This is a genomic window from Pseudomonas ogarae (genome assembly GCF_014268695.2).
GTDB classification, from domain to species: Bacteria; Pseudomonadota; Gammaproteobacteria; order Pseudomonadales; family Pseudomonadaceae; genus Aquipseudomonas; species Aquipseudomonas kilonensis.
The window spans coordinates 3,710,708-3,735,343 of the sequence record NZ_CP077086.1; the positions used below are offsets into that span (position 1 = coordinate 3,710,708).

Consider the following 24,636-nt stretch of genomic DNA (forward strand, 5'->3'; position numbering starts at 1 on the left):
GTGCTGAATACAAATTCTGCATTCACCGGAAAACACTGTGGGAGCGGGCTTGTTCGCGAAGAGGTCGGAACATCCAACATTGATGCAAGCTGACCCACAGCTTTCGCGAGCAAGCCCGCTCCCACAAAGTGATTTGTGGTGGGTCACAAATCCAGCAGTCATTCAAAACTGGGGCTGTTCACTCCGAACGAAGAATCACCGTCATCCGCTCGTCAGCCAGCGTCGAGCCGAAGACTTCGGCGTAACGCAGGGTCGCGTTGGCATGCTCGCGCATGATTGCCTCGGCACGGCCGCTCTGGCGGTTGATCAGGGCGTCGAACACCGAATGGTGTTGCATATGGGCATAGTTGAAGCGGCGAAATTCGCCGGACATGTTCTGGCGATCCACCGCCAGGGCGGTGACTGAGGCGAATGGCAGATGATCGTTGCGGGCCAGGGCATCGGCAATCGCCGGGTTGTGGCTGCCTTCGACGATCACCTGGTGAAAACGCATGTTGAGGTCGTGATAGACCTCCAGGTCGTCCTCGGTCACATAGCCCTTGGCGAACAGTTCATCGCCCTGCACCAGGCATTGCTCGAGTATCGCGCGGGCCTCTTCAGACAAGCCATGCTCAGCCGTCTGCCGTGCCGCCAGGCCTTCCAGCACGCCACGCACCTCCACGGCCCCGGCGATCTGCTCGGCACTGACCGAACGCACCTGGAAACCTCGCCCGCCGAAGCGCACCAGCAACCCTTCCTGCTCCAGGGTGCGGAACGCCATGCGTACCGGCATGCGCGAAACGCCGAACAACTCGGCCGTGGGGATTTCCATCAGGCGCTCGCCAGCGGCCAACTCGCCCGAGGCGATCATCTTGCGCAGCGCAACCAGCACCGTTTGGCCGGGCTTACTCATCCAGGCGATTCCACAGAAAAGAAGCCGTCATAGTAGAAGGCTTGACGCAGCGTGTCACGGCAAGGCAGTGACAACCAGATTGGCTGCCACTGCGGGTCGTTCAAATCCCTGCCAACTCGCGCAACTGCGCCAGGGTCTGCTCGTCCAAGCTAATTCCATGCTCATTGGATTTGCTGCGTTCGCGATGGCGACGGTCTCCCGGCAAGCGCCGCAACCCGACGCCATGCATCTGCCTGACCAGCTCCTGGCTGCGCTCGGCGAAGTTTTGCCCGGCGGTCTTGCTCGGGTCGATCACGATCAGCAACTGACCGGTCCACGGGGTCTTGGCGCCCGGATGGTTGTGCCAATCGAATTCGAAGGAAAAATTGCCGCCAGTCAGGGCTGCCGCCAGCAACTCGACCATCATCGACAGCGCCGAGCCCTTGTGCCCGCCAAAGGGCAAGAGCGCTCCACCTTCGAGAATCGCCTTGGGGTCGCGGGTCGGCTGGCCAAGGCTGTCCACACCCATTCCTGGCGGCAACAACTCGCCCTTGCGTGCAGCAATCTGTACGTCGCCGTGGGCAATGGCGCTGGTGGCGAGGTCGAAGACAATCGGCTCACCGTCAGCCCGTGGTGCGGCGAAGGCAATGGGATTGGTGCCGAACAATGGACGGTCCGCGCCATGGGGCACCACACACGTCATGCTGTTGACCACACTCAACGCAACCAGGCCTTCATAGGCAAACGGCTCGACATCCGGCCAGAGGGCGGCAAAGTGATGGGAGTTGCGAATGGCCAGGACGGCAATGCCGGCGCTGCGGGCCTTCGCCACCAGCAATGGACGCGCTGCGGCCAGGGCGGGCTGGGCAAACCCGTTGCCGGCGTCCACGGCGACAAACCCTGACGCCACGTCCTCGACCATCGGCACGGCCTTGCCGTTGACCCAACCGCTGTCGAGTGTCGAGACATAACCGGGAATGCGAAACACCCCATGGCTGTGGGCGCCGTCGCGCTCGGCCCCGGCGCAGTTTTCAGCCAGGCACCGAGCGACTTCGGTCGACGTGCCATGACGCAGGAAAATTTTCTCCAGCAAGCTCACCAGAGCATCGAAAGACAAGGTGCAAGAAGCGGCAAGATCGGATGGCGCAGACATCTGAAGCTCCAGAATGATTGTTGGAGGTAGCAACAGCGTAAAGGACTCGCCGGGTGATTAAACACCGTTTCAGGCGCGCACTGTCAATCCTTGTCCACGGCATCTGCCCGGCCTGGCAGGTCGAAAACCAGCATGCGGTAACTATGTACCACCTTTGCTCATTCATCGTTGCCTAGTCTGGCGGCTTCCTCCACGTTCGCGCCGCTTTGAGGCGCCCTGATCGAGAAGCCACGATGCTCACTGAAACCACGCCACTTTTATTTCCCGAGGTATTGCACGCCCATCGCCTGGACGAATTGACCGCCACCCATGGCCTGACGCAGGCAGACCTCGACTGGTTGCAGCATATCGCCCTGCCCGACCACACCCAGCGCGCAGCGCAGACACCCCCGATGTTCGCCGAAACCATTCTGTTGCAAGCCGATGAAAAACCGCCCATTGCACTGGCCGGCTGCTTTGTCCTCAGCACCTCGTCGAACAGCAGCGAAACCAGCACCCACCCGGTGTTCCTCTACACGCCAGGTGATGGAATCAAAAAATTCGACAACCTGGTATCCCTCGAAGAAAAGATTGACCTGATGCGCCGGGACACTGCGCAACGCGACGACCTGTTCCGTCTCTTGTCGATTTCCCAGCGCAGCGAACTGAACAGCACCACCGACATCAGGCAGACCCGGCAACTCATCGAAGAAGATGTTTTCAAGACCCAGCTCGAATCCATCGAGCATGCCCAGAGCCTCAATGCCCTGGCCATGGTGAATGAACTGATCAAGTTGCCCTCGTTAAGATCGATGCTTGACCAGATATTGAACGAGGCACTGCCGGACCTGGATCATCGACAGATCCGGGTGGCCTTCAGTAAGGGGGTTCACCCGGGAAATCCAAGGGCAATCCAGGTGACCGAAAGCATCCCTCTGAGCGATGCCATCTTGGGCTATTTCCATCATCAGGGTTGGCCTGTAGGGCATGACATCGATCTGACTCATCCGGGTACGCCCGCATCGCCCTATACCCCGCAGCAATGGGAAAACATCATAAAAGACATTGCCAGGAAACTGATTCCGACGCTTATCAGCTGCCTCGATGCCTTTTGGGAGAACACGACGACCCACTTTTATATGTCTCGGCGCAAACTGCTTTCACAAGTCATCCACGATGGACTCTGGGCAACCATCCTGGTCGAACGGGAGAAAAGGCATCTGACGGATGAGCAAAGTCGTGAACTGCTCCGATTGTTCAGGCCCTCCCGCCGGGACGAGACACTGTTGTTCATCGAAACGATTCGCCTCTGGGAACATGAGCCGCACTTTGTAGAACTTGCAGGTTCCTTGATGATCAGCGCCAAAGGAAACTATCTCTATACCCCCAGGCAGGGTCTTCAGAAGATAGACAACCACCTCGGTTTCAAGGCTGCGCTGTTCGGTAACCCCGCAAGCACCGCACAAAAGGAAGCGCTCTATAGCCTCCTGAGTCTGGAGGAGCGCAATCGTTTCCTGCGCTTTGACGAGCCACAGATATCGGGCAAGCCACTGGACTTGCCAGTGTCCGAATCCCTGGCGAACGCCATCATCGGGAAACAGAAGAACAATCTCCATTACGCATTGGAGATGTCTCGCCAGGGTGATGTCGACATCCACCCGCTCATCGACAAGGCATTGGATATACGCAGCCTCATCAACAAAAGCCTGTTGGACCAGCCTACTGCCGGACACTGGGGGACGCATCCCGCTTTTCATGGAAGTCTGCGCCCGTCCAACTTCATGGCTGATCAGATGCAAAGAAAGGTCAAGAGCTACACCGATGTCGAAGCGGCTTTCGACAGTCTCTTTACCCGGTTGCCGATGTCCCACAACGTTTCGCTGCACAATGGGCTCAGGCAATTACTGGCGGAACTGACCAATGTTTTTTCCTTGGGAATACGTGCCGAGGCCGAACTCAGGGAACTTAACGCGAGCCTGCCGTCGATTGCGAATGACCTGATCAGAACGGTTTTCGCCTACGACTCAGAATACCCGGACCGCGCACAACGTATCGGCGTCAGGGGCTTTCGGCCGGATGTCTATTCATTGACGCTGGCCTGTAGCGAAGAAGGCCGAACGGTTTATCTGCCCCTTGCCAACTGTTTTTTATTAACCGAGCGCGGAGGCCTCGATACACCCTATTCGGGCATGGCAATCCTCTGGACGCCCGCCGATGGCTTGCAGGCTTTTTCCTCCGTCGAAGTTGCCACCCGGCAATTGAATCGGCACCTGCTCGACCCCCGGAAACGCTTTGGCTTGCTCGCCAACCTCACGCCGGCCCAACGCCAACCTCATGGCCACTATCAACTCCAGGCGTATGAACTGATCGAGGACAACGTGCTGGTAAATCGGATGAATTCGTTCATCAAACACTTTGAGGCCGAGCATGCTTATCTGAGCACCTTGAAGGCCGGGAGCTGGCAATTGACCGGCAAGGCACTGTCGAGAAGCCTTCAGGCATTGCTGAACAAAGGCGCGCCCACCAACCTCAAGCGCGCCACCCACATTGCCCAGGCCAATAAGCAGCAACAGAAACTTCCCGCCTGGCTCGGTACAGCGGCACTTGACGATCAACGCCTGCACGTCGAGTTGCTTGAGCAATATAAAAACAGCGTGGTCGATGGCAAGGACTATCTGGACGGCATCGAGCCGCTGCGCACCTATGTGCGTAATAAATTGAAAGCGCTGCTGAGCGCACGCTTCGCAACAAACAACCTTGACCCCGACACCATCCAGATCACACCCAACCTCGCCATCGTCGGGCCGGCAAGCTCGCTGACCGACTTTGCCTTGCATCACATCGAAGTGACCCGGGAAGGGTTCAAGGTCTCTTCGACGTCCACGCAGAAACTGCCGGACGGCCTGAACGAGGCCGCTGTCAGGCAAATGTTGTCCTCATTGGATATCTCGACTGACTATAAAACACAGGTAACGCAAAAACTGTCCGGTACCACCGCGCACGCCCAGCAAAGAAAAACAGCCTTCCGCCAACAAATGCCCTGGCAGTTGCTGCAATACGCTCACGCACGCTATCTGCAACAACACCTTTCCCCCCTGGCCTTTGATCTGATCCGTCAGGTGGTGGACATGCCCGATGCCATCGCTCGCAAAGCAGTTGATGGTGCCAACGCGTTTATTCGCCCGCTGGAGCTGATCAAGACCGGCGGTGCAGTGCCGGTTAAAGCGCAGGGGCTCTACTTGATCGGTTCGAGCGTCGATGCGACAAGTCCTCAAGTCCTGTATTCGCCCTACCATGAGGGTCATCACTTCACCGAATTCCAGGATGAACAAAGTGTCATTGCCGCATTCAATACGCCAGGGATGCTTCAGGATCTTCTCATTCGCCGACTTCCCGAGCACCAGCAGGCCACATTCAGGCACCTGTTCGCCGCCACGCTCGGGCAGCGATCGGAAATCACCCTGGCCTCGAACCCTATCCAGACCAACCTGCTCGACACATTGTTCGACGACAATGCGGCATTGTTATCGGACATGCTGACCACACAAACCAATGAAAACCGTCAGTTTGACTGGGGAACGGTCCTGCACCTGTTCAGCTCCGGCATCAAGTTGGTGAAGGGGCAGTTGTCGGGCAAACTGACGTTTATCGAAACACTTTGGGACAGCTACCAGGACTTCAAGGCCTCAGCCGAAGCCTTGCAGCAGCATGACTGGAAAACAGGACTGCACGACTTTATCGCCGGCGCCGCGGAGATGGTGTCGCTGGGACTGATGAATCGCGAGGATACATTCGGTCTTCTCGATCCCATTGAGCCGCTTTCGCAAGGCCCTACGCTGACCAATCGCTGGAAGGACATCGCTTCCACCGCCCAGACCCGAACCGACTTGAGCGTTTTCGAGGCCATGGGCATCAGCCTGTCAGAGCTGCAACTGGACCTGATCGACGGAACCTACAAGGCACTGGAAAACGGCAGGCTGTATATCCCCCTTGCCGGTAAAGTCTTCCAAGTAGCGCAAGCCGGCCAAACCTGGCGAATCGTGCATGAGCACGCAGAGGGGCCGCTCTTGAAAAAGTCGCCTGACGGCCGGACATGGGAACTTGATCCGCAACGCCAGACCATACGCTTTGGCAAGGCCGGATCGAAAATGGCCGTCACCTACAGCGACTTCAAGGCCAAGGGTTCACTGAATATCGAAGCAAAGGGCATGGCTGAGATACGCAGAAAATATCCGTACCGTGCAAACGTGATCATGCAGGCACTGGAGACCGCGAGGTTCTACTCCTTCAATGCCCTTCACAACTTTGATCAATTCAAACGACAACCACTTGCGGGCTCTCGGCTGGATAATTTCCTGAGAATGTTTTTTGGGGTCAACAGCATCGACGCTCGTCTTATCAGCAAGATAGAGACGGCGATCTTGCCCATATGCCGGGCCTTGGCCGATCCATCCTGGGCACTACAGAATGCCGACCGCATCGTGATCGGCAACCTCAAGCACCTGGAAGATAGAGCAACCGCCTTCGTACTCGAGCCTGCAGCCGTGGGACGAATCTATATCACGCAGTTTTTTTTCGACATGGGCCTGGATTGGTACAAGGCCGTCGTACCCGACTTCTTCAATGTCGATGCGCATGCCCAGGGAGCAACGTTCATCCATGAAATTTCCCATCAGTTGTTCAATACGTTCGATATCATCTACCTGGACGCCGCACTGCCATTTCTCGACTTGATTTCAACAGTGACTTACGCCGGAAAGTTGCAATACAACAAGCAAAAGGACCTGCAACTCAACGGGCTTTCATTGACCACACCCAAGTCAAAACTGTTCACGCAATGGGACAGCACGGACAACACCTACAAGAAGCTGGAGCTGTTGCCTGGATACCGGCAAACCACTCGAGAGATCCTGAAGATAACCGGCGCCAGAACCATGGATAACGCACGCGATGATTTTCTCGATCCGATTTTGCCGGACAAGCGCATCGACGTCATACTTCGCAACGCCGACTCGCTCACGCTCTTGATTTGTGAATTGGGACGCCAACTCGACGCCACTCCATCACGGCAAATTGCCGTGCCGTGAAGGGTTTGAGTGGTTGATCTTTTTTTCACGCACTGTATGCGACGGTAGGCCACGACGAATGTTTGCGTAAAAAAATGGCTCATTGATGCGTAAACGCCATGACGGCTGTTCTCGGCAACGCATGCCGAAGGTTAGAATGCGGCAAACAGGAAGAGTCAATGACCGAACATACCCTCTCGGAAGCCGAATACGACGCCATTACCGATGCCGCTGCCCATTGGTGCATGCGCTTGCATGCCGTCGATTGCACCGATGCCGAACGACAGGCGTTCAAGCAGTGGCACGATGCCGATCCCCTGCATGCGTTCGAATACGAAGCCATGCTGGAGATCTGGGCTGTTGCCGATCATCTGCCGCGCGTCGAGTCGGCGCCGGCTGTTCCAGCGCGCCGCCCCCGGTCGCGTTGGAGCCGTTTGGCGGTCGCCGCGGCTGTGTTCGTAGTCGGCATGCCCCTGGCCGCCTACACCGGTTGGAACCTGGGCTGGATTGCCAATTCCTACCAGCGCTTCGAAGCCGGTACCAGCGTACGCCATGTCACCCTGGGCGATGGCAGCGAGGTCGAACTCAACCTGGGCAGTGAGCTGGTATTTGCCAACTACAAAAACGAGCGCCGGGTGACGCTGGAAAAGGGCGAGGCGTTTTTTGACGTCAGCCATGACCAACAGCACCCGTTTGTCGTTCGGGCCGGCCAAGGTCAGGTGCGCGTGACCGGTACTCGCTTTAACGTATGGATGTACCAGGACCAGGTGCGGGTCACGCTGCTGGAGGGTTCGGTGAGGGTGACCAGCAACCAGGCACTCACCAGTAACGGCCTGTCGCTTTCCCCGGGCATGCAGGCCAGCTACAAGGCGGGCGACCATCAGCCGCAAGTCCGTGAGACAGCCCCCAATGACAGCTCACTGGCGTGGCGCAACGGCAAACTGGTGCTGGACAACCTCGCCCTGAGCGACGCACTGCCGCTGATCAACCGCTACCTCGACCGTCCCGTCATGCTGGCCGACAACAACACCGGCGACCTGCGTATCGGTGGCGTCTACAACATCAGCGAAGTGCAGAACCTGGTGCCTTCGCTGCCAAAAGTCCTGCCGGTCTACCTGACCCAGAACAAGGACGGCAACCCGGTCCTCAACTCCATCGGACAACGACCGGCCACTCACTGAAAGCTTTGCTCCCACAGCTTGGATCGGTGTCAGCCTGCGATTTCCCGGCCAACAAAAATCCCCTGTGGGAGCGAGCTTGCTCGCGAAAGCGGTGGATCAGCCTGCATCCAGTTTGAATGTGACCGCACGCCAGCAGCTATTGCGTCGCCACCCTGCCCGTCTCATCACGCTCGCGAATAATCAGCGCCTGATAGTGCGGATCGGCCTTGATCTGCTGTTCGGTGAATGGCAGCACACTCCACTGCTTCTGCGAAAAGGCCAGGGTCTGGTCCGTCGAATATGGCGATGCGGGGTCGCTGGAGAGGGAGAATGCCAGCAATCCCTGAGCCTGCGGACCTTTGCCGTCAAACGTCACCACTTGCAGATAGCTGGTCCCGCTGACCACCTCCCGCTTGCCGTTCGCCCCGGGCACACTCTGGATCGCGTTGTAGATGCCCAACTCCCCGGGGCCGCCGTGGATCGGTGTCTGTCGGCTGCCGCTGCTGGCCACCTGGACGTCCTGCCATTGGCTGTCCTTCGACAATCCGGCGACCTTCACTGCCTCCACCGAAGCCAGCATGGCATCGCGCACGGCCTTGAGCACGGCTGGCCGCTCAATCGCCAGGCCACGCGGTGTGTGTTGCGGATCTTTGGGATCGAACGCGACGCGCCATGAATCAGGCACCGCCTGCAGCCGGTCCATGATGTGCTGGAAATGCACGAACCCCAGGCCGCTATTCAGGCCGGCCTTGCGATCCCAGGCCTTGAGGCTGGCACACGCCTCGACCAATGCCGACGCATCGCCCCCCAGGTCGCCGGCGCACACGCCGAGCAGGTCCGGCATCACCTGGTCAGCCAGGTAAACCTGATCGTCCATGACCATGCGCTGCAAATCCTCCACCTTCACCGGCCCATCCTTGGCCAGCTTACCCATCCGGTCCAGCGCAAAACGCGCCCGCAGTCCCAGGGGTTGGCCTTGCTGGCTGATCAACGGGGAGTAACCGGACAGCGGCTGCGAAGGGTTGACCATCCAGGCCGAATCGTTGGAGTTCTGCACATAATCGCGGCGCAGCAACTGCGGAAGCTTGTCGGCGGCATAAGTGCCTTTTTGTACGGCGTTGGAATCGATGTCCCAGGCACATTCGCTACGAGCACCATCCAGCACGATCAGTTTCAGTCCGACCCGGGGATCGCTGCACCGAGCCAGTTTATCGGCGTCGACGTTCGGCACCACCGACACGTTCATGTAGAGGCTTTGCCCCTGGTCGTCCACCGCCAGGGTATTGACCCAGGGAATGCCCTGGATCTTATGGACGGCGTCCTGCAGATCCTTGAGCGTGACCGCCTGGTTCATGGCGTACCACTGGGCCAGCACGCGATCGTTGTCCAGGTTCGCATCCCGCAGGCTGTAGGCGAACCGGTTATCCCAGTCCAGCCGGCCAGGCCATTGCACGATCGGGCCGAACTGCGAGCCATAGACCACTCGGGAAATCGTCTGCACCTGGCCGTCAGGTTGCTTGACGTCCACCGCGACCGTCTGCTGGCTCATCGGCACAGACTTGCCGTCGAGCAGATAGCGGGTCGGGTCCTTAGGGTCGAGTTGCAGGCGGTACAGGGTGAAATGTTTCGAGCTGTCGACGGTGTGGGTCCAGGCCAGGTGCTGGCTGAAACCGATGTTGATCATCGGCAGGCCTGGCAGCGCCGCGCCCATGACGTCCAGCTTGCCGGGAATGGTCAGGTGCATCTGGTAGAAACGCATGCCGCCCACCCACGGAAAATGTGGGTTTGCCAGCAACATCCCGCGGCCGTTGAACGAGCGCTCGCTGCCGATGGCCAGCGCATTGCTGCCGCGCTCCAGGGCAAAACGCTGCTGCCGGGTTGCGGCGGCCGCGAAACCGGTGACCGGGGTGCCCGTCAGCGCCGTCGCCTGGGGCGGTTGCGCACCGGCCAGAGCCTCGGCGAATTGGCCGACGCCGCCTTCCACCAACAGCCGACGGGTCAACTTGACCAGGTCCAGCGCCGTGATCGGCCGCACCCACTCGCTGGCACATTGTTCGGGCAGGCCTTTGGCCTTGCGCTCGACCAGGGCACGGTTGTAGCCCGCCACGTAGCCTTCGACCAGTTGCTGCACTTGAGGTGTCTGGGCCTGCCAGAAAGCGGAAACCGCTTGCGGCGTGTTGAGCCAGCTGAAGAACAGATCGCTGACGCGGTTCTCCCGCTCCTCGACCGTGACCTGCTCCGGCCCGAAATAGCGCGAGCGCTGGGCGTTCACCGTGACAATCTCATTGGCCAACAGGCACAGGTTGTCCTGGGCATAGGCATAGCCGATGCCATAACCCAGCCCGCGTTCATCCTGGGCCCGGATATGCGGTACGCCAAAACGGGTGCGACGGATCTCGGCACTGGCCTGCTGCCCATCGTCTTGCGCATTGACCACGGGGCTGAGCCCGAGGGCGATCCCCAGAAAAGCGCCTGCGAGGCCAATCCTCGATAACTGCCCGGACATTCTCACGTTCACTCCTGATGAAAACTTCAGAAACCAGCACGGCTACCGGTGCGCCAGTAGACAAACACTCGGCCCGCCTGGGAAATCACATGCCGCGTGCTGAACCGGAATGTGCCTACCTTGAAAACGAACCGGATGAAAAAAAATTAATGGCTGGCGACCGTTTGAACACAGGGGTTTGACGAAGCAGGGGCAATTTTTTCACATCATCGCCCTCATGATTGCGCGTCCTCGTTCGTCCTATTACAGGAGAGTATCCGTGACCTTTTCTGATCAGGCTGGTAAGGAGTTTTTGCATGCGTAACGCGCAACTGCCCATGGAGGGCAAGCCAAGGGCAACCGGCGTCTCGCTGAGCGCCCCCCACCGTGTATTCGACAGGCCGACGGAGCGAGGCGGCAATGACCACATCAGGCGTTTGCTCAAGAGCTTCGGGCTCAGGACCAGCCTGATTCGCCTCAAAGTCATCGACGCGCTGCTCAAGGCCGCTCACGAAAACCGCAGCCTGGGCGTGCGCGGGGTGCACAGCCAGTTGTTGGGGCTGGACATTCCATTGTCCTTTCTCAGCGTGCGTGAAGTGTTGAAGCGCCTGTGCAGCGAGGGCGTTGTCACCCTCAACCCGGATAAAAGCTACTGCCTGCACCCCAGTGCGATGGCCGTACTCCAGGCCGAGGATTGAAGCCGGCGCTCAGGACTTGACCTTGCGCCGCATCACGCCGTTGATCACCACCACGATGACCGCTACGGCGATGGCGATGTATTGAAACAGCTGCTCGCTGATCATGCCCTTGCCCTGCATCCAGGACAGTCCCAGCATGATTGCCAGGACGACGAGGACGATCAGAATCGAGTATTTCAAACGTTGTGAATGAGTCATTGCCAATTTCCTGAATGTATCCGTTCTGTATCCGAAGACTTGCCAAGCCCATACCGTATTGCGGGAATGACGGGCTGCCAACGGGGTCCCATGGTACAGCCGAAGGAGCGTATTCGCGCAACCGCGGCGGTTAATCATGAGGAATTATGTATGTTTCGTCGTATCAGCCTGTTGCTTGCCTTGTTGTCCACCCTGACCCTGAGTGGCTGCCTGTTTTTCCCCCATGACCGCGGTCATGGGGATCGACCTGATCACCGTGGCGGCCCGGGCTTCGACATGCCCCGCTAACTGCCCCCTGGCGCCGACCTGGCCCGACGTATCACCATCCGGACCGAGGAAAATGGCCGGCTCCGTCAGCCAGATCAACAGCCTGAGCACCCAAATCGCCACCGCCACCGCCGCCGAGCAACAGAGCGCGGTGACGGAGAAAATCAATCGCAGCATGGTGCAAATCCGTCACATGGTGGAGGAGCTGGTGGACGGCGGCCTGACAGCCGACCTGGCTCTTGCGGTCGTACACCCGTCAGATCTGTTTGAGCAGGACCTGTGGGAGCAAAGCTTGCTCGCGAGGCGGCCTGACAGCCGGCCTGGTTCTCCCGGTCGTACTCAGATCCCATTGTGGGAGCGAGCTTGCTCGCGATGGCGGGGTCAGCCTCGATGGATGTCGAATGGGCTGATGCCTTCGCGAGCAAGCTCGCCCACAGGACTTTATTCGCCCTTGCAACCTGACAATTCTGTAATCCCCGCCTCAGCCCCCCGTCAGCTCGCGCTCGCTACTCTGTTATCCTCTCTCCAAACCGTTCGACACGAGACCACCTCCATGGCCAACCCCCTGCACCTGCTCGCCTTGAGCGCCCTGTTCATGACCACCCTGGCCCAGGCCGCCGAGCCGATCACCATTGATGTGCACCGCGACGCCAACTGCGGCTGCTGCAAAAAATGGATTTCACATCTGCAAGAAAATGGCTTCAAGGTCAACGACCATGTCGAGGCCGACATGAGTTCGGTCAAGCAGCGCCTGGGGGTCGCGCCGAACCTGCGTTCCTGCCACACCGCCGAGATCAACGGCAAATTCGTCGAAGGCCATGTCCCGGCCGATCAGGTGCTGGCCTTGAGCAAGCGCGATGACTTGCTCGGCGTGGCCGCACCGGGCATGCCCATGGGCTCGCCCGGCATGGAAATGGACGGCATGAGCGATGCTTATCAAGTGATTGGCCTGAAAAAAGACGGGACCCAAACCGTAGTGGCGGATTACCCGGCCCACTGATGGGCGAAGCCTATATCGGCTTGTTCCTGGCGGCTTTCGGCGCGGCAACCTTGTTGCCGCTGCAATCCGAAGCATTGTTGGTCGGCCTGTTGCTCAGCGAACGCCATGAGGCCTGGTTGCTTCTGGGGGTCGCCACGACTGGCAATGTCCTGGGTTCGCTGGTGAACTGGTGGCTGGGCACGCGCCTGGAACACTTCAAGGATCGGCGCTGGTTTCCGGTCAGCCCGGCCCACCTGGACAAGGCTCGCGTGCACTACCAACGCTTCGGCCGCTGGTCGCTGCTGCTCAGCTGGCTGCCCATCATCGGTGACCCGTTGACCCTGCTGGCCGGGGTGATGGGCGAACCGTGGCGGCGCTTCCTGCTGATCGTGACCCTTGCCAAGGGCCTGCGCTACGGCGTTCTCGCTTTGGCGACACTGGGCTGGATGGACTGAACGTTCGGGCCGTTCGGTTGCCTGTGGTTAATGTCGCCATAATCGGGTCGCGCCAGGATCGGCGGCGGCCACAAGGAGATTGACCATGTCCCGCACCACCGCGCGCTGGTTGCCCAGCCTGTTCCTCACCGCCGCCCTGCCCCTGTTTGCCCAGGCCGCCAATCCGCCGGAAGGCCCGGCCTACGGTGCACAGTTGGAGGGCTTCGAACATCCCTATACCCTCAAGCACTTCGCCTTCCAGTCCCAGGGCCAGTCGTTGCAGATGGGCTATATGGATGTGCCGGCCCAAGGCAGGGTCAATGGCCGCACGGTGGTGCTGATGCACGGCAAGAATTTCTGTGCCGCCACTTGGGGCGATTCGATCAAGGCCCTCAGCGAGGCCGGATACCGGGTCATCGCAGCCGACCAGGTCGGCTTCTGCACATCGAGCAAACCCGGGTATTACCAGTACAGCTTCCAGCAACTGGCGAGCAATACCCAGGCCTTGCTCAAAACCCTCGGCGTACAGAAAGCCGTCGTCCTCGGCCATTCCACCGGCGGCATGCTCGCCACCCGCTACGCCTTGCAGTTTCCCGACCAGGTCGAACGCCTGGCGATGGTCAACCCCATCGGCCTGGAAGACTGGAAAGCCCTGGGCGTGCCCTATCGCACCGTGGACCAATGGTACGCGCGGGAGCTGAAAGTCACCGCCGAGGGCATTCGCAATTACGAGCGTACGACCTACTACGGCGGCCGCTGGAAACCTGAGTTCGACCGTTGGGTGGATATGCTCGCTGGCTTGAACAAAGGCCCGGGACACACGCAAGTGGCGTGGAACTCGGCGCTGATCTACGACATGATCTTCACCCAGCCGGTCTATTACGAATTCAAGGACCTGACCGTGCCCACCCTGCTGCTGATCGGCACCTCCGACACCACCGCCATCGGCAGCGACATCGCGCCGCCAGCGGTCAAGGCCAAATTGGGCCACTACGAGGTACTGGGCAAGCAGGTCGCCGGGCTGATTCCGCGCTCGACCCTGGTGGAGTTCCCCAATCTGGGGCATGCCCCACAGATGGAAGAGCCGGACCGGTTCCACAAGGCCCTGTTGGGCTGGCTGGACAAACCCATTCCCTGACGAGGTGTTCCATGGCGGTGCAAATAGCAGTCATAGACGATTGGCAAGATGTGGCACGTGGCGTGGTCGATTGGTCAGTACTGGACGGTGTCGGCCAGGTGACGTTTCTCCACGACTATCCCGCTGACCGCGACACCCTTGCCGAGCGCTTGCAGCGCTTCGAAGTGATCTGCGTGATGCGTGAACGCACGGTGTTCGACGAGGGCCTGCTGCGCCGCCTGCCCAATCTCAAGCTGCTGCTCACCGGCGGCATGCGCAATGCCGCCCTGGACCTGAAGGCCGCCGCCGAGCTGGGTATCCAGGTGTGTGGCACCGACAGCTACAAACACGCCGCGCCCGAACTGACCTGGGCGCTGATCATGGCCCTGACCCGCAACCTGGTGCAGGAAGCCAATGCCCTGCGCGCCGGCTTGTGGCAGCAAGGCCTGGGCGGCGACTTGCACGGCAAGACATTGGCAATCCTCGGCCTGGGCAGCATCGGTACCCGGGTGGCGCAGTTCGGCCAGGTGTTCGGCATGCGGGTCATCGCCTGGAGCCAGAACCTCAGCGCCGAGCGCGCCGCCGAAGTGGGCGTGACCTACGTCAGCAAACAAGCGCTGTTCGAGCAGGCCGACATTCTCTCGATCCACCTGGTGCTCGGCGAACGCACCCGCGGCCTGGTGGATGCCCAGGCACTGGCCTGGATGAAACCCGAGGCGTTGCTGGTCAACACCTCCCGCGGGCCGATCGTCGATGAACCCGCCCTGATCGACGCTCTGCAGCACCAGCGTCTGGCCGGCGCCGCCCTGGACGTATTCGCCCAGGAGCCCTTACCCGCCGCCCATCCATTCCGAACCCTGGAAAACGTACTGGCCACACCTCACCTGGGTTACGTCAGCCGACAGAATTACCAGCAGTTCTATTCCCTGATGATCGAAGACCTGCTGGCCTGGGCGGCGGGCCAGCCGATCCGGTTGCTGACGCCGGCAGGCTGAATCTAAGCCCCACATACCCAGGACAACTCCTTCTGTGGGAGCGGGCTTGCTCGCGAATATGGTCTGTCAGTCACACATTTTCCGACTGATACACCGCATTCGCGAGCAAGCCCGCTCCCACAGATATAGCGTCTTTTCAGCGCCGACAATGGCCATCAAAACGCCTCTACCGCGCCCGCTCCTCAATGGTGCATCACGCCATTCCATCGCGCACGCCAATGAAACAACCCCGTCCCGATACACATTTTTCTTTTCAGAAAACTGCACTTCGTCGGTGCGTATCCCCCTTTGTCGTGTAAGAGATTGCCGACAAAAACCGTGATTGTCGGACAATGCGACGAACCGAGCCGCACCGCTCTACGTTCTGACCTAGACTGCCTAACCGGGGGGAAAACCAACCGGTCATCCAGACGAAAAAAAGTCGAAACTTTTCGCAACGGCGACAGGTCAGGTTAGAGGTAGGGCAACCGCGACTGGTGCAGTCCTTGCACTGGTCATTGCAACAGCTCCTTCAGCTGATTCGCTTCGCCGCATTGGGTAGCCGTTCGCTTTCCTTGCGTTGCGCTTGTGCGCCTGGCCGCAGGATTTGGCCAATGAAACAACAGCTCTGGCGCTTGCCGGAAACAGATCGAGAAAATGGGAGATATTTATGATCAGTGCTGCCTTGGAACCACAACAAGTTCGTTCTCAACTACCGCCCGCGGCCGAATCGCCAACGGCACCGGTGCTGGCCACCGGCGGCAAGGCACTGCTCCCCGTCGTTCGACAGAATCCCAACCGCAAGAAAGTATTGTTCGTCACCTCGGAAATCGCCGACCTGGTCAAGACCGGCGGCCTGGGCGATGTCTCCTCCGCACTGCCCCGGGCCATGGCTGGGCTGCATGATGTCCGGGTGCTGATCCCCGGTTATCCGCAAGTGATGAACAGCGGCAATCCGATCCACATCATCGGCGAACTGGGCGGCCACGCAGCACTGCCACCCTGCAAGATCGGGCGTATGGACATGGCTGACGGCCTGGTGATCTACGTCCTGATCTGCCCGGAACTGTTTGCCCGCGAAGGCTCCCCCTACGGTGCCAATAACGGTCGCGACTGGCCCGACAACCATATTCGCTTCGCCCGCCTGGGCCTGGCCGCCGCCGACATCGCCGCCAACCTCGCGCAGATCCACTGGTGCCCGGACCTGGTCCACGCCCACGATTGGCCAGCCGGGCTGGCGCCGGCCTATATGCACTGGCGCGGGCAGCGCACCCCGACCCTGTTTACCATTCACAACCTGGCCTACCAAGGCGTCGTCAGCCTGGCGTCCTGCCCGGAGCTGGGCATCCCCGAACACGCCCTGCAACAGGAAGGCATGGAGTTCTACGGCAAGCTGTCGTTCCTCAAGGCCGGCATGGCCTACTCCAGCCACATCACCACCGTCAGTGCCACCTACGCCCAGGAGATCACCACCCCGGCGTTTGGTTGCGGGCTCGATGGTTTCCTCGCTGCCAAGACCCAACAAGGGTTGCTCAGCGGCATCCCCAACGGTATCGATGAAAGCTGGGATTCGGCCACCGACACCCACCTGTTCCGTCAGTTCGCCATGGGCGACTGGGAAGGCAAGGCGGTCAACGCGTCCCATGTGCGTGAGCTGTTTGGCCTCGACGACTCCACTGGCCCGCTGTTCGCCGTGGTTTCGCGCCTGGTCTACCAGAAAGGCCTGGACCTGACCGAAGCGGTCGCCGAGTTCATCGTCGAGTCCGGCGGCCAGATCGCCATCATCGGCCGTGGCGAACCGGAGGAAGAACAGGCCATGCGTGAACTGGCACTGCGCTTCCCCGGACGCATCGGCGTGCGCATCGGCTTTAACGAAACCGATGCGCGGCGGATGTTCGCCGGCAGCGACTTCCTGCTGATGCCTTCGCGCTACGAGCCCTGCGGCTTGAGCCAGATGTACGCCCAGCGCTTCGGCTCGCTGCCGGTGGCGCGCAATACCGGAGGGTTGGCGGACACCATCGAAGATGGCATCACCGGTTTCCTGTTCGATGAGTCCACCGTGGAAAGCTACAAACAGGCCCTGAGCCGGGCCTTCAAGGTCTTCGAGTTCCCCGACCTGCTCAACGCCATGCGCTGCCGGGCCATGTCGGCGCCGTTCAACTGGTGCCAGGCCGTGGAACCCTACGCCGAACTCTACGAACAGCTGGTGGCTAAGTCACTGGGAAAATCGGCCAGACAATGAGGTAACAATGACGTCAAGGACGCCTGAGACATGGACCCACGGGGCGGTCATGCTGGATGACGAGCACACCCGCTTCGCCCTCTGGGCCCCGGATGCATTTTTTGTCAGTGTCGAGCTCGACACTGGAGATTCAATACCGCTACTGCCCCAAGCCGACGGCTGGTTCATGATCCAGACCCGTTGCCCCGCCGGCACCCGCTACCGCTACAACATCGATGGCGAGATGGAGGTGCCGGACCCGGCCTCGCGCGCCCAGGCCGGCGACATCGACCGCTACAGCGTGGTGGTCGACCCACATGCCTACTCATGGCGACACACCCAATGGTCCGGTCGCCCCTGGCACGAAGCGGTGATCTACGAGTTGCACGTGGGCGCCCTGGGTGGTTTCGAAGGCGTCGAACAGCATCTGGCACATCTGACCGGGCTGGGCATCACCGCCATCGAGCTGATGCCATTGGCGCAGTTTCCCGGTGATCGCAACTGGGGCTATGATGGCGTCCTGCCCTACGCACCCCAGGCCTCCTACGGCACGCCCGAACAGCTCAAGCATCTGATCGACAGCGCCCACGGCCATGGGCTGTCCGTCATCCTCGATGTGGTCTACAACCACTTCGGCCCCGATGGCAACTACCTGCACCGTTATGCCAAGGGCTTCTTCCGTGAAGACAAGCACACGCCCTGGGGCGCGGCGATTGATTTCCGCCGCCGCGAAGTGCGGGACTTCTTCATCGACAATGCGCTCATGTGGCTGCTGGAGTACCGTTTCGACGGCCTGCGCCTGGACGCGGTACACGCCATTGAAGACCCGGACTTTCTCCAGGAGCTGGCGACCCGGGTGCGCGAGCAGGTGGACCCGATCCGGCATGTCTGGTTGACCGTGGAAAACGAACACAACCAGGCCCACCTGCTGGAGCACCGCTACGACGCCCAGTGGAACGACGACGGGCACAATGCCCTGCACGTGCTGCTGACCGGTGAGACCGACGCCTACTACGCCGACTATGCCCAGCAGCCGACCGAACAACTGGCCCGTTGCCTGAGCCAGGGTTTCGTCTTCCAGGGTCATCTCAATCGCCATGGGGAAGCCCGGGGCGAGCCCAGCGGTCACCTGCCGCCGAGCGCGTTCGTGCTGTTCCTGCAGAACCATGACCAGATCGGCAACCGTGCCCTGGGCGAACGCCTGCATCAGCTCGCCGCGCCTCAGGCCCTGCAGGCAGCGACAGTCTTGTTGCTGCTGTCACCGATGATCCCGCTGCTGTTCATGGGCGATGAGGTGGCAGCCGAACAACCGTTCCTGTTCTTTACCAGCCACCACGGCGAGCTGGCAGAGCTGGTGCGCGAAGGCCGACGCAACGAGTTCAAGGCCTTCACTGCCTTTGCCGATCCGCAGAAGCGCGAACGAATTCCCGACCCCAACGCCGCCAGCACCTTCGAGGCTTCACGCCCAAGCCTGGAATCGCAAGGCCCGGAGCAACAGGCCAACGAGGCGTTGTATCGGCAACTGCTGAAAATCCGCCGTGAAGAGATCGTCCCGCGCCTGCCCGGTGCCCAGGCCCTGGGCGCCGATGTGCTGGGTCATGGCGCCATCAGCGCACGCTGGCGACTGGGCGATGGCAGTGTGTTGCGCATCGATTTCAACCTCGGCGATCAGCCCGTCGAACACAATGCCCCGGAAGAGGCACGCATTCTTTTCGAACATCCGCAGCAGGTCATGGGTCTGTTGCAACAGGGCGTCCTTGCGCCCTACAGCGCGCTGGTCAGTCTGACGCAGGCGACAACCTTGCCCAACATCACTGGAGAGCGCCTATGAGCGATGCGCAACTGGAAATCCTCGCCAGCCGAGCGGGCCTGGCGGTGGATTGGATCGATGCCAATGGCCGGGCCCAAAAAGTCTCGCCGGCCGTCTTGCGTTCGGTCCTCACCGGCCTGGGCCATCCAGCCGGCAGCGCCCAGGAAATCGACGCCAGCCTGCTGCAGTTGCAGGAAGCTCAACAGAACCATCAATTGCCACCGCTGATCACCGCCGACGTCGGGGTCAGCCTGGACTTGAGCCGCTACTTCGATGCGGGGACACCCTGCGAAATCAAACTCGAAGACGGTGCGACACTGAACCTGAACCTCGATGCCGATGCCAAGCTGCCGGGGATGGTCCCGGTGGGTTATCAGCACGTCAGCATCCAGGACCAGCATTTCACCCTGGCCGTTGCGCCGGCCCGCTGCTACAGCGTGGCCGATGCGGTGGACGATCCGACGCCACGGGCCTGGGGCCTGAGCGCGCAACTGTATGCCCTCAGGCGTCCCGGTGACGGTGGCTTTGGCGACACCCAGGCTTTGGAGGAACTGGCACGGGTGGCCGGCGAGCGCGGCGCCGAGGCCATTGCCATCAGCCCGATGCACGCGATGTTCAGCAGTGACACCGGGCGCTACAGCCCCTACTCACCGTCGAGCCGCCTGTTTCTCAATAGCCTGTACGCCGCGCCGGGCACCATCCTCGGTGAACGCGCGCTGCGCACCGCCATCGACGCCACCGGCTTGACCAATCAACTGCGCACCCTGGAAGAGCAGCCGCTGATCGACTGGCCGGTCGCCGCCCAGGCCAAGCAGAAGATCCTGCGCGCCCTGTACGACGGCTTCAGCCAGGGCGAGCATCCGCTGCATGAAGACTTCAGCAGCTTCCGCCACACCAGCGGCGAGGCCCTGGAAAATCATTGCCGCTTCGAGGCCTTGCAGGCCGAACGCGCCGCCCGTGGCGAAAGCCTCGACTGGCGCCACTGGCCGGAAGAATGGCGCGATCCGCGCAGCGCGGCCCTGGCCCATTTCGCCGAAGAAAATGCCGATGAGATCGGCTTCTACGCTTTTTGCCAATGGTTGATCGCCCGCTGCCTGGAGCGCGCCCAGAGCGCAGCCCGATCCAGCGGCATGGGCATCGGCCTGATCGCCGACCTGGCAGTGGGTGCCGATGGCGGTGGCAGCCAGGCCTGGAGCCGGCAGGACGAACTGCTCGCCTCGCTGACCGTGGGCGCCCCGCCGGACATTCTCAACCGCTCCGGCCAAGGCTGGGGGATCTCGGCGTTTTCCCCGGAAGGCCTGGTGCGCAACGGCTTTCGCGCCTTCATTGAAATGCTGCGGGCCAACTTCGCCCACGCCGGCGGCTTGCGCATCGATCATGTCATGGGCTTGCAACGGCTCTGGGTGATCCCCAACGACGCCCCACCTCGCGATGGCGCCTACCTGTATTACCCGGTGGACGACCTGCTGCGCCTATTGGCGCTCGAATCCCATCGTCATCAGGCCATCGTGCTCGGCGAAGACCTCGGCACCGTGCCCGACGGCTTGCGGGAAAAACTCATTACCCGCTCGATCCTGGGCATGCGCGTGCTGTTGTTCGAACAGGACAACACCCACTTCAAGCCAATTCTCGACTGGCCGGACAATGCCCTGGCCACCACCAGCACCCACGACTTGCCGACGCTCAATGGCTGGTGGCACGGTCACGACATCGACTGGAACGCCCGGCTGGACCTGATCGATTCCCACACCGAAATGGACTGGCGCAAACACCGCGAGCGCGAACGCGAAGGCCTGCGCCAGGTGCTTAACCAGGACCCACAGAACTTTCGCGAAGAACACCGCGAGACCGACCAGGTGCTCGATGCCAGCGTGCGCTTCCTCGGCCACACCCGCGCGCCGCTGGTGCTGTTGCCGCTCGAAGACGCCCTGGGCATCGAGGAGCAAGCCAACCTGCCAGGCACCACCGACACCCACCCCAATTGGCGCCGCCGCCTGGCCGGGCCAAGCCAGGCGTTGCTGGATCACCCGGACGCTGCCCGGCGTCTGGAAATACTCGCCTGCGCGAGGCTTCAGGCGAACGAGCGTGACCGATGAAACAGCCGTTGATCCAACCCCTGCGAGCAACATTGCGCCTGCAGTTTCATAAAGGCTTCACCCTGGACGATGCCATCCCCCAGGTGCCGTACCTCGCCTCGCTAGGCATCAGCCACATTTATGCCTCGCCGCTGCTCAAGGCCCGGGCCGGGTCCATGCACGGCTACGATGTCGTCGACCCCACCCTGGTCAACCCCGAACTGGGAGGGGAAGCCGCGCTCAAGCGCCTGGTCGCGACCTTGCGCGAGCACCAGATGGGCCTGATCCTCGACATCGTGTCCAATCACATGGCCGTCGGCGGCAACGACAACCCCTGGTGGCTGGACTTGCTGGAATGGGGGCGCCTGAGCCCCTACGGTGAATTCTTCGACATCCAGTGGCACTCCCCCGACCCACTGATGGAAGGCCAATTGCTGCTGCCGTTCCTCGGCAGCGACTACGGCGTAGCGTTGCAGGAAGGCACCTTGCAACTGCACTTCGATGCCGCCCACGGCAGCTTCTACGTCGAGCACTACGAACACCGCTTCCCGATTTGCCCGATGCACTACGGCGAACTGCTCAAACCCACCGAAACCCTGCCCGCCGAGCAGGCCGAAGCGCTCAAGGCCCTGGCCGAGCGCTTCACCACGCTGAATTACCAGACCGACGCCCACACCCTCGCCCGCCCGCTGCAAACCGAGTTGCAGGACCTGGCGGCACAAGCGGACATCTTCGCCGCCATCGAGGACAACCTGGCTGGCTACGACTCTACACAGCCCGAGGGGTTCGAACGCCTGCATCAGTTGCTGGAGCGCCAGAGCTACCGACTCGCCAGCTGGCGCACGGCAGCGGACGACATCAACTGGCGGCGCTTTTTCGATGTCAACGAACTGGGTGGGCTGCGGGTCGAGCGTCCAGCGGTATTCGAGGCGACCCACGCAAAGATTTTCCAATTGATCGGCGAAGGACTGGTGGACGGCCTGCGGATCGATCACATCGACGGCCTTGCCGACCCTCGTGGTTACTGCCGCAAATTGCGCAGACGGGTCGATTCACTGTCACCGACCCGACACCTGCCGATTTTCGTCGAGAAGATCCTTGGCGATGGCGAGACGTTGCGGCGGGACTGGAACATCGACGGCAGCACCGGTTACGAATTCATGAACCAGGTCTCGCTGCTCCAGCATGACCCAGCCGGTGCCGCCCCCCTCGCCGAATTCTGGAGCCGGCACAGTGAGCGGCCAGCGCACTTCATCGAAGAAGCCCGCCTGGCCCGCCAGCAGATCCTCAATGGGTCGCTGGCCGGAGACTTCGAAAGCGTCGCCCAGGCCCTGCTGCAAGTGGCCCGGGACGATGTGATGACCCGCGACCTGACCCTGGGCGCGATTCGGCGGGCCTTGCAGGAACTGATCGTGCACTTTCCGGTGTATCGCACCTACATCACGCCCCTGGGCCGCTCCGCCGAAGACGAGGTGTTCTTCAACCAGGCCCTGGAAGGCGCCCGGCAGACCCTCAGCGAAGCCGACTGGCCAGTGCTCGATTGCCTGGCCGGCTGGCTTGGTGGGATGCCCTGGCGGCAACGCCCGCGCGGTAGCCAGCGTAAACGCCTGCGCCATGCCTGCGTGCGTTTCCAGCAACTGACCTCGCCGGCCGCCGCCAAAGCCGTGGAGGACACCGCGCTCTATCGCTCGGCGGTGCTGTTGTCGCGCAATGACGTGGGCTATAACACCGAGCGCTTCAGCTCCCCGGCCCAGGAGTTCCACCACGCCTGCCTTGAGCGGCTCGAGCATTTTCCCGACAACCTGATCACCACCGCTACCCACGACCACAAGCGCGGTGAAGACACCCGCGCCAGGCTGGCCGTGCTCAGCGAACGCGCCGATTGGTACACCGCCTGCGTGGAGCAATGGCGCATCCTTTCGCCTTCGCTGCACAGCGACCCGGCGGCGCCCTCGGCCGGTGATGAACTGATTCTGTACCAGGCGCTGCTCGGCAGTTGGCCACTGGACCTTGACCTCCAGGACCACAAGGCCCTGGCCGCATACAACGAGCGCCTGTGGCAATGGCAGCGCAAGGCCCTGCGCGAAGCCAAGCTGCAAAGCAGCTGGGCGGCGGTCAACGACGCTTATGAGCAAGCCACCCAGATGTTCCTCGAACGGTTGCTGCTGGGCGATGAGGGGTTGCCCTTGCGCAGCGTCATCGCCGAGGCGGTCCAGGCCATCGCCCCGGCGGGCGCCCTCAACAGTCTGGCGCAAACCTTGCTGCACATGACCGTACCCGGCGTACCGGACCTGTACCAAGGCAACGAGTTCTGGGATTTCAGCCTGGTGGACCCGGATAACCGTCGTCCGGTGGACTTCCAGGCACGCCGCGAGGCGTTACGGGCCGACAGCACACCAGCCGCGTTGATACGCGATTGGCGGGACGGCCGAGTCAAACAGGCATTGATCGCCAGGACGCTGGCCGTGCGAGCCGAGTATCCGCAGCTATGGCGCCAGGGTCGCTACCAACCCCTGGAAGTGCTCGGCGAGCAGGCCCAACGGGTACTGGCCTTCATGCGTGAAGACTCGCAACAACGGGCGATCATTGTTGTACCTGTCCATGCGGCGTCGTTGCTGGAAAACAGTGCCGTGCCGCTGGTGGCTGCGTCGGATTGGGGCGATACCCGTGTGTCGTTACCGTTCGCCGCCGAGGATGAAAAACTGAAGGGACTTTTTTCAAGCGCAACAGTCACACCCCAAAGGGAGCTGCTGATCAGCACCGCGCTGGGGACTTTCCCGGTCAATGTCTTTATCCAACCTTGAGTTGAATCAGGAGCACTGCGATGAGTACCGACGATAAACGCATTCGCGAATTCGCCTATCAGATCTGGGAGTCCGAGGGTAAGCCCGCCGGGCAGGAGAAACGCCATTGGGAGATGGCGCGCAAACTGGCCGAAGCCGAAGCCCTGGCGCCGAGCAAGCCGCCCAAGGCGGCGAGCAAATCAGCGGCCAGCAAAACCGATGGCGCCAAGCCTGCTGCCGCCAAGAGCACCCCGACCAAGACAGCGGCAAAAACTACCACGCCCAAGGCCAAGCCCGCGGCCAAAGCTGCTGCGACCACCGCAGACAAGAAGCCGCGGGCCACACGCAAGCCGCCGGCGGTTTGAT

At 61.2% G+C, this 24,636-nt stretch carries 18 protein-coding genes; 13 read left to right on the forward strand and 5 right to left on the reverse strand.

Features of this window, described 5'->3' with window-relative positions; genetic code table 11:
* Window positions 1-178 precede the first annotated feature (178 nt).
* Complete coding sequence (locus HU749_RS16105) at window positions 179-892, reverse strand: GntR family transcriptional regulator (protein WP_046064319.1); 714 nt, start codon at window positions 890-892, stop codon at window positions 179-181.
* 100 nt (window positions 893-992) lie between these two features.
* A complete protein-coding gene (locus tag HU749_RS16110; protein ID WP_079303308.1) occupies window positions 993-2,024 on the reverse strand; it encodes an Ldh family oxidoreductase in 1,032 nt (343 codons plus the stop codon).
* 233 nt (window positions 2,025-2,257) lie between these two features.
* On the opposite strand from HU749_RS16110, the gene HU749_RS16115 reads away from it, so the two are divergent.
* Complete coding sequence (locus HU749_RS16115) at window positions 2,258-7,090, forward strand: dermonecrotic toxin domain-containing protein (protein WP_095962622.1); 4,833 nt, start codon at window positions 2,258-2,260, stop codon at window positions 7,088-7,090.
* Between the two features lie 158 nt (window positions 7,091-7,248).
* Complete coding sequence (locus tag HU749_RS16120; RefSeq protein ID WP_079303306.1) at window positions 7,249-8,250, forward strand: FecR family protein; 1,002 nt, start codon at window positions 7,249-7,251, stop codon at window positions 8,248-8,250.
* Between the two features lie 136 nt (window positions 8,251-8,386).
* On the opposite strand, the gene pvdQ is transcribed toward HU749_RS16120, so the two are convergent.
* Window positions 8,387-10,735 (reverse strand): bifunctional acylase PvdQ, encoded by a 2,349-nt coding sequence (gene pvdQ, locus HU749_RS16125; protein WP_186650182.1) that lies wholly within the window; start codon window positions 10,733-10,735, stop codon window positions 8,387-8,389.
* 17 nt (window positions 10,736-10,752) lie between these two features.
* Between pvdQ and HU749_RS16130 the strand changes: the two genes are divergently transcribed.
* Window positions 10,753-10,917, forward strand: coding sequence for a hypothetical protein (locus HU749_RS16130; RefSeq protein WP_186650185.1), 165 nt, complete (start codon window positions 10,753-10,755; stop codon window positions 10,915-10,917).
* A gap of 114 nt (window positions 10,918-11,031) precedes the next feature.
* Entirely contained in the window at window positions 11,032-11,412 is a 381-nt protein-coding gene (locus HU749_RS16135) for a fe2+ zn2+ uptake regulation protein (RefSeq protein WP_046064314.1), read from the forward strand.
* A 9-nt stretch (window positions 11,413-11,421) separates the two neighbouring features.
* Here the strand turns inward: HU749_RS16135 and HU749_RS16140 are convergent, their stop codons facing one another.
* Both HU749_RS16140 and HU749_RS16145 read right to left on the reverse strand, forming a co-directional pair.
* The gene (locus HU749_RS16140) at window positions 11,422-11,610 is read right to left on the reverse strand and encodes a hypothetical protein (protein WP_003202135.1); all 189 of its coding nucleotides are present in this window, start codon (window positions 11,608-11,610) and stop codon (window positions 11,422-11,424) included.
* Between the two features lie 144 nt (window positions 11,611-11,754).
* Window positions 11,755-12,054 carry a hypothetical protein gene (locus HU749_RS16145; protein WP_186650187.1) on the reverse strand — a complete coding sequence of 100 codons (300 nt, stop codon included), beginning with the start codon at window positions 12,052-12,054 and terminating at the stop codon, window positions 11,755-11,757.
* 376 nt (window positions 12,055-12,430) lie between these two features.
* Here HU749_RS16145 and HU749_RS16150 point away from each other — a divergent pair, with 376 nt between their 5' ends.
* The 9 genes from HU749_RS16150 (at window position 12,431) to HU749_RS16190 (ending at window position 24,635) form a co-directional block, all read left to right on the forward strand.
* A complete protein-coding gene (locus tag HU749_RS16150; protein WP_046064312.1) occupies window positions 12,431-12,877 on the forward strand; it encodes a DUF411 domain-containing protein in 447 nt (148 codons plus the stop codon).
* Window positions 12,877-13,311 carry a YqaA family protein gene (locus tag HU749_RS16155; RefSeq protein ID WP_186650190.1) on the forward strand — a complete coding sequence of 145 codons (435 nt, stop codon included), beginning with the start codon at window positions 12,877-12,879 and terminating at the stop codon, window positions 13,309-13,311. The genes HU749_RS16150 and HU749_RS16155 overlap by 1 nt, the downstream gene beginning before the upstream one ends.
* A gap of 85 nt (window positions 13,312-13,396) precedes the next feature.
* Window positions 13,397-14,428, forward strand: coding sequence for an alpha/beta fold hydrolase (locus HU749_RS16160; RefSeq protein ID WP_186650193.1), 1,032 nt, complete (start codon window positions 13,397-13,399; stop codon window positions 14,426-14,428).
* 11 nt (window positions 14,429-14,439) lie between these two features.
* Entirely contained in the window at window positions 14,440-15,402 is a 963-nt protein-coding gene (locus tag HU749_RS16165) for a D-2-hydroxyacid dehydrogenase family protein (RefSeq protein ID WP_079303303.1), read from the forward strand.
* A 649-nt stretch (window positions 15,403-16,051) separates the two neighbouring features.
* Complete coding sequence (glgA, locus tag HU749_RS16170; protein ID WP_018601354.1) at window positions 16,052-17,623, forward strand: glycogen synthase GlgA; 1,572 nt, start codon at window positions 16,052-16,054, stop codon at window positions 17,621-17,623.
* A 7-nt stretch (window positions 17,624-17,630) separates the two neighbouring features.
* Window positions 17,631-19,433 (forward strand): malto-oligosyltrehalose trehalohydrolase, encoded by a 1,803-nt coding sequence (gene treZ, locus HU749_RS16175; protein ID WP_079303302.1) that lies wholly within the window; start codon window positions 17,631-17,633, stop codon window positions 19,431-19,433.
* Window positions 19,430-21,508 (forward strand): 4-alpha-glucanotransferase, encoded by a 2,079-nt coding sequence (gene malQ / locus HU749_RS16180; RefSeq protein WP_079303301.1) that lies wholly within the window; start codon window positions 19,430-19,432, stop codon window positions 21,506-21,508. Before treZ ends, malQ begins: the two co-directional genes overlap by 4 nt.
* A complete protein-coding gene (locus HU749_RS16185; protein WP_079303300.1) occupies window positions 21,505-24,291 on the forward strand; it encodes a malto-oligosyltrehalose synthase in 2,787 nt (928 codons plus the stop codon). Before malQ ends, HU749_RS16185 begins: the two co-directional genes overlap by 4 nt.
* A 20-nt stretch (window positions 24,292-24,311) precedes the next feature.
* The gene (locus HU749_RS16190; protein ID WP_046064305.1) at window positions 24,312-24,635 is read left to right on the forward strand and encodes a DUF2934 domain-containing protein; all 324 of its coding nucleotides are present in this window, start codon (window positions 24,312-24,314) and stop codon (window positions 24,633-24,635) included.
* Window position 24,636: the final 1 nt, after the last annotated feature.

Coding starts and splice junctions, on each gene's coding strand:
- HU749_RS16105 (WP_046064319.1), bottom strand. CDS start 892: ATGAGTAAGCCCGGCCAAACGGTGCTGGTTGCGCTGCGCAAGATGATC.
- HU749_RS16190 (WP_046064305.1), top strand. CDS start 24,312: ATGAGTACCGACGATAAACGCATTCGCGAATTCGCCTATCAGATCTGG.
- HU749_RS16140 (WP_003202135.1), bottom strand. CDS start 11,610: ATGACTCATTCACAACGTTTGAAATACTCGATTCTGATCGTCCTCGTC.
- treZ (WP_079303302.1), top strand. CDS start 17,631: ATGACGTCAAGGACGCCTGAGACATGGACCCACGGGGCGGTCATGCTG.
- HU749_RS16135 (WP_046064314.1), top strand. CDS start 11,032: ATGCGTAACGCGCAACTGCCCATGGAGGGCAAGCCAAGGGCAACCGGC.
- HU749_RS16160 (WP_186650193.1), top strand. CDS start 13,397: ATGTCCCGCACCACCGCGCGCTGGTTGCCCAGCCTGTTCCTCACCGCC.
- pvdQ (WP_186650182.1), bottom strand. CDS start 10,735: ATGTCCGGGCAGTTATCGAGGATTGGCCTCGCAGGCGCTTTTCTGGGG.
- malQ (WP_079303301.1), top strand. CDS start 19,430: ATGAGCGATGCGCAACTGGAAATCCTCGCCAGCCGAGCGGGCCTGGCG.
- HU749_RS16150 (WP_046064312.1), top strand. CDS start 12,431: ATGGCCAACCCCCTGCACCTGCTCGCCTTGAGCGCCCTGTTCATGACC.
- HU749_RS16155 (WP_186650190.1), top strand. CDS start 12,877: ATGGGCGAAGCCTATATCGGCTTGTTCCTGGCGGCTTTCGGCGCGGCA.
- HU749_RS16130 (WP_186650185.1), top strand. CDS start 10,753: ATGAAAACTTCAGAAACCAGCACGGCTACCGGTGCGCCAGTAGACAAA.
- HU749_RS16165 (WP_079303303.1), top strand. CDS start 14,440: ATGGCGGTGCAAATAGCAGTCATAGACGATTGGCAAGATGTGGCACGT.
- HU749_RS16145 (WP_186650187.1), bottom strand. CDS start 12,054: ATGCTGCGATTGATTTTCTCCGTCACCGCGCTCTGTTGCTCGGCGGCG.
- HU749_RS16110 (WP_079303308.1), bottom strand. CDS start 2,024: ATGTCTGCGCCATCCGATCTTGCCGCTTCTTGCACCTTGTCTTTCGAT.
- glgA (WP_018601354.1), top strand. CDS start 16,052: ATGATCAGTGCTGCCTTGGAACCACAACAAGTTCGTTCTCAACTACCG.
- HU749_RS16185 (WP_079303300.1), top strand. CDS start 21,505: ATGAAACAGCCGTTGATCCAACCCCTGCGAGCAACATTGCGCCTGCAG.
- HU749_RS16120 (WP_079303306.1), top strand. CDS start 7,249: ATGACCGAACATACCCTCTCGGAAGCCGAATACGACGCCATTACCGAT.
- HU749_RS16115 (WP_095962622.1), top strand. CDS start 2,258: ATGCTCACTGAAACCACGCCACTTTTATTTCCCGAGGTATTGCACGCC.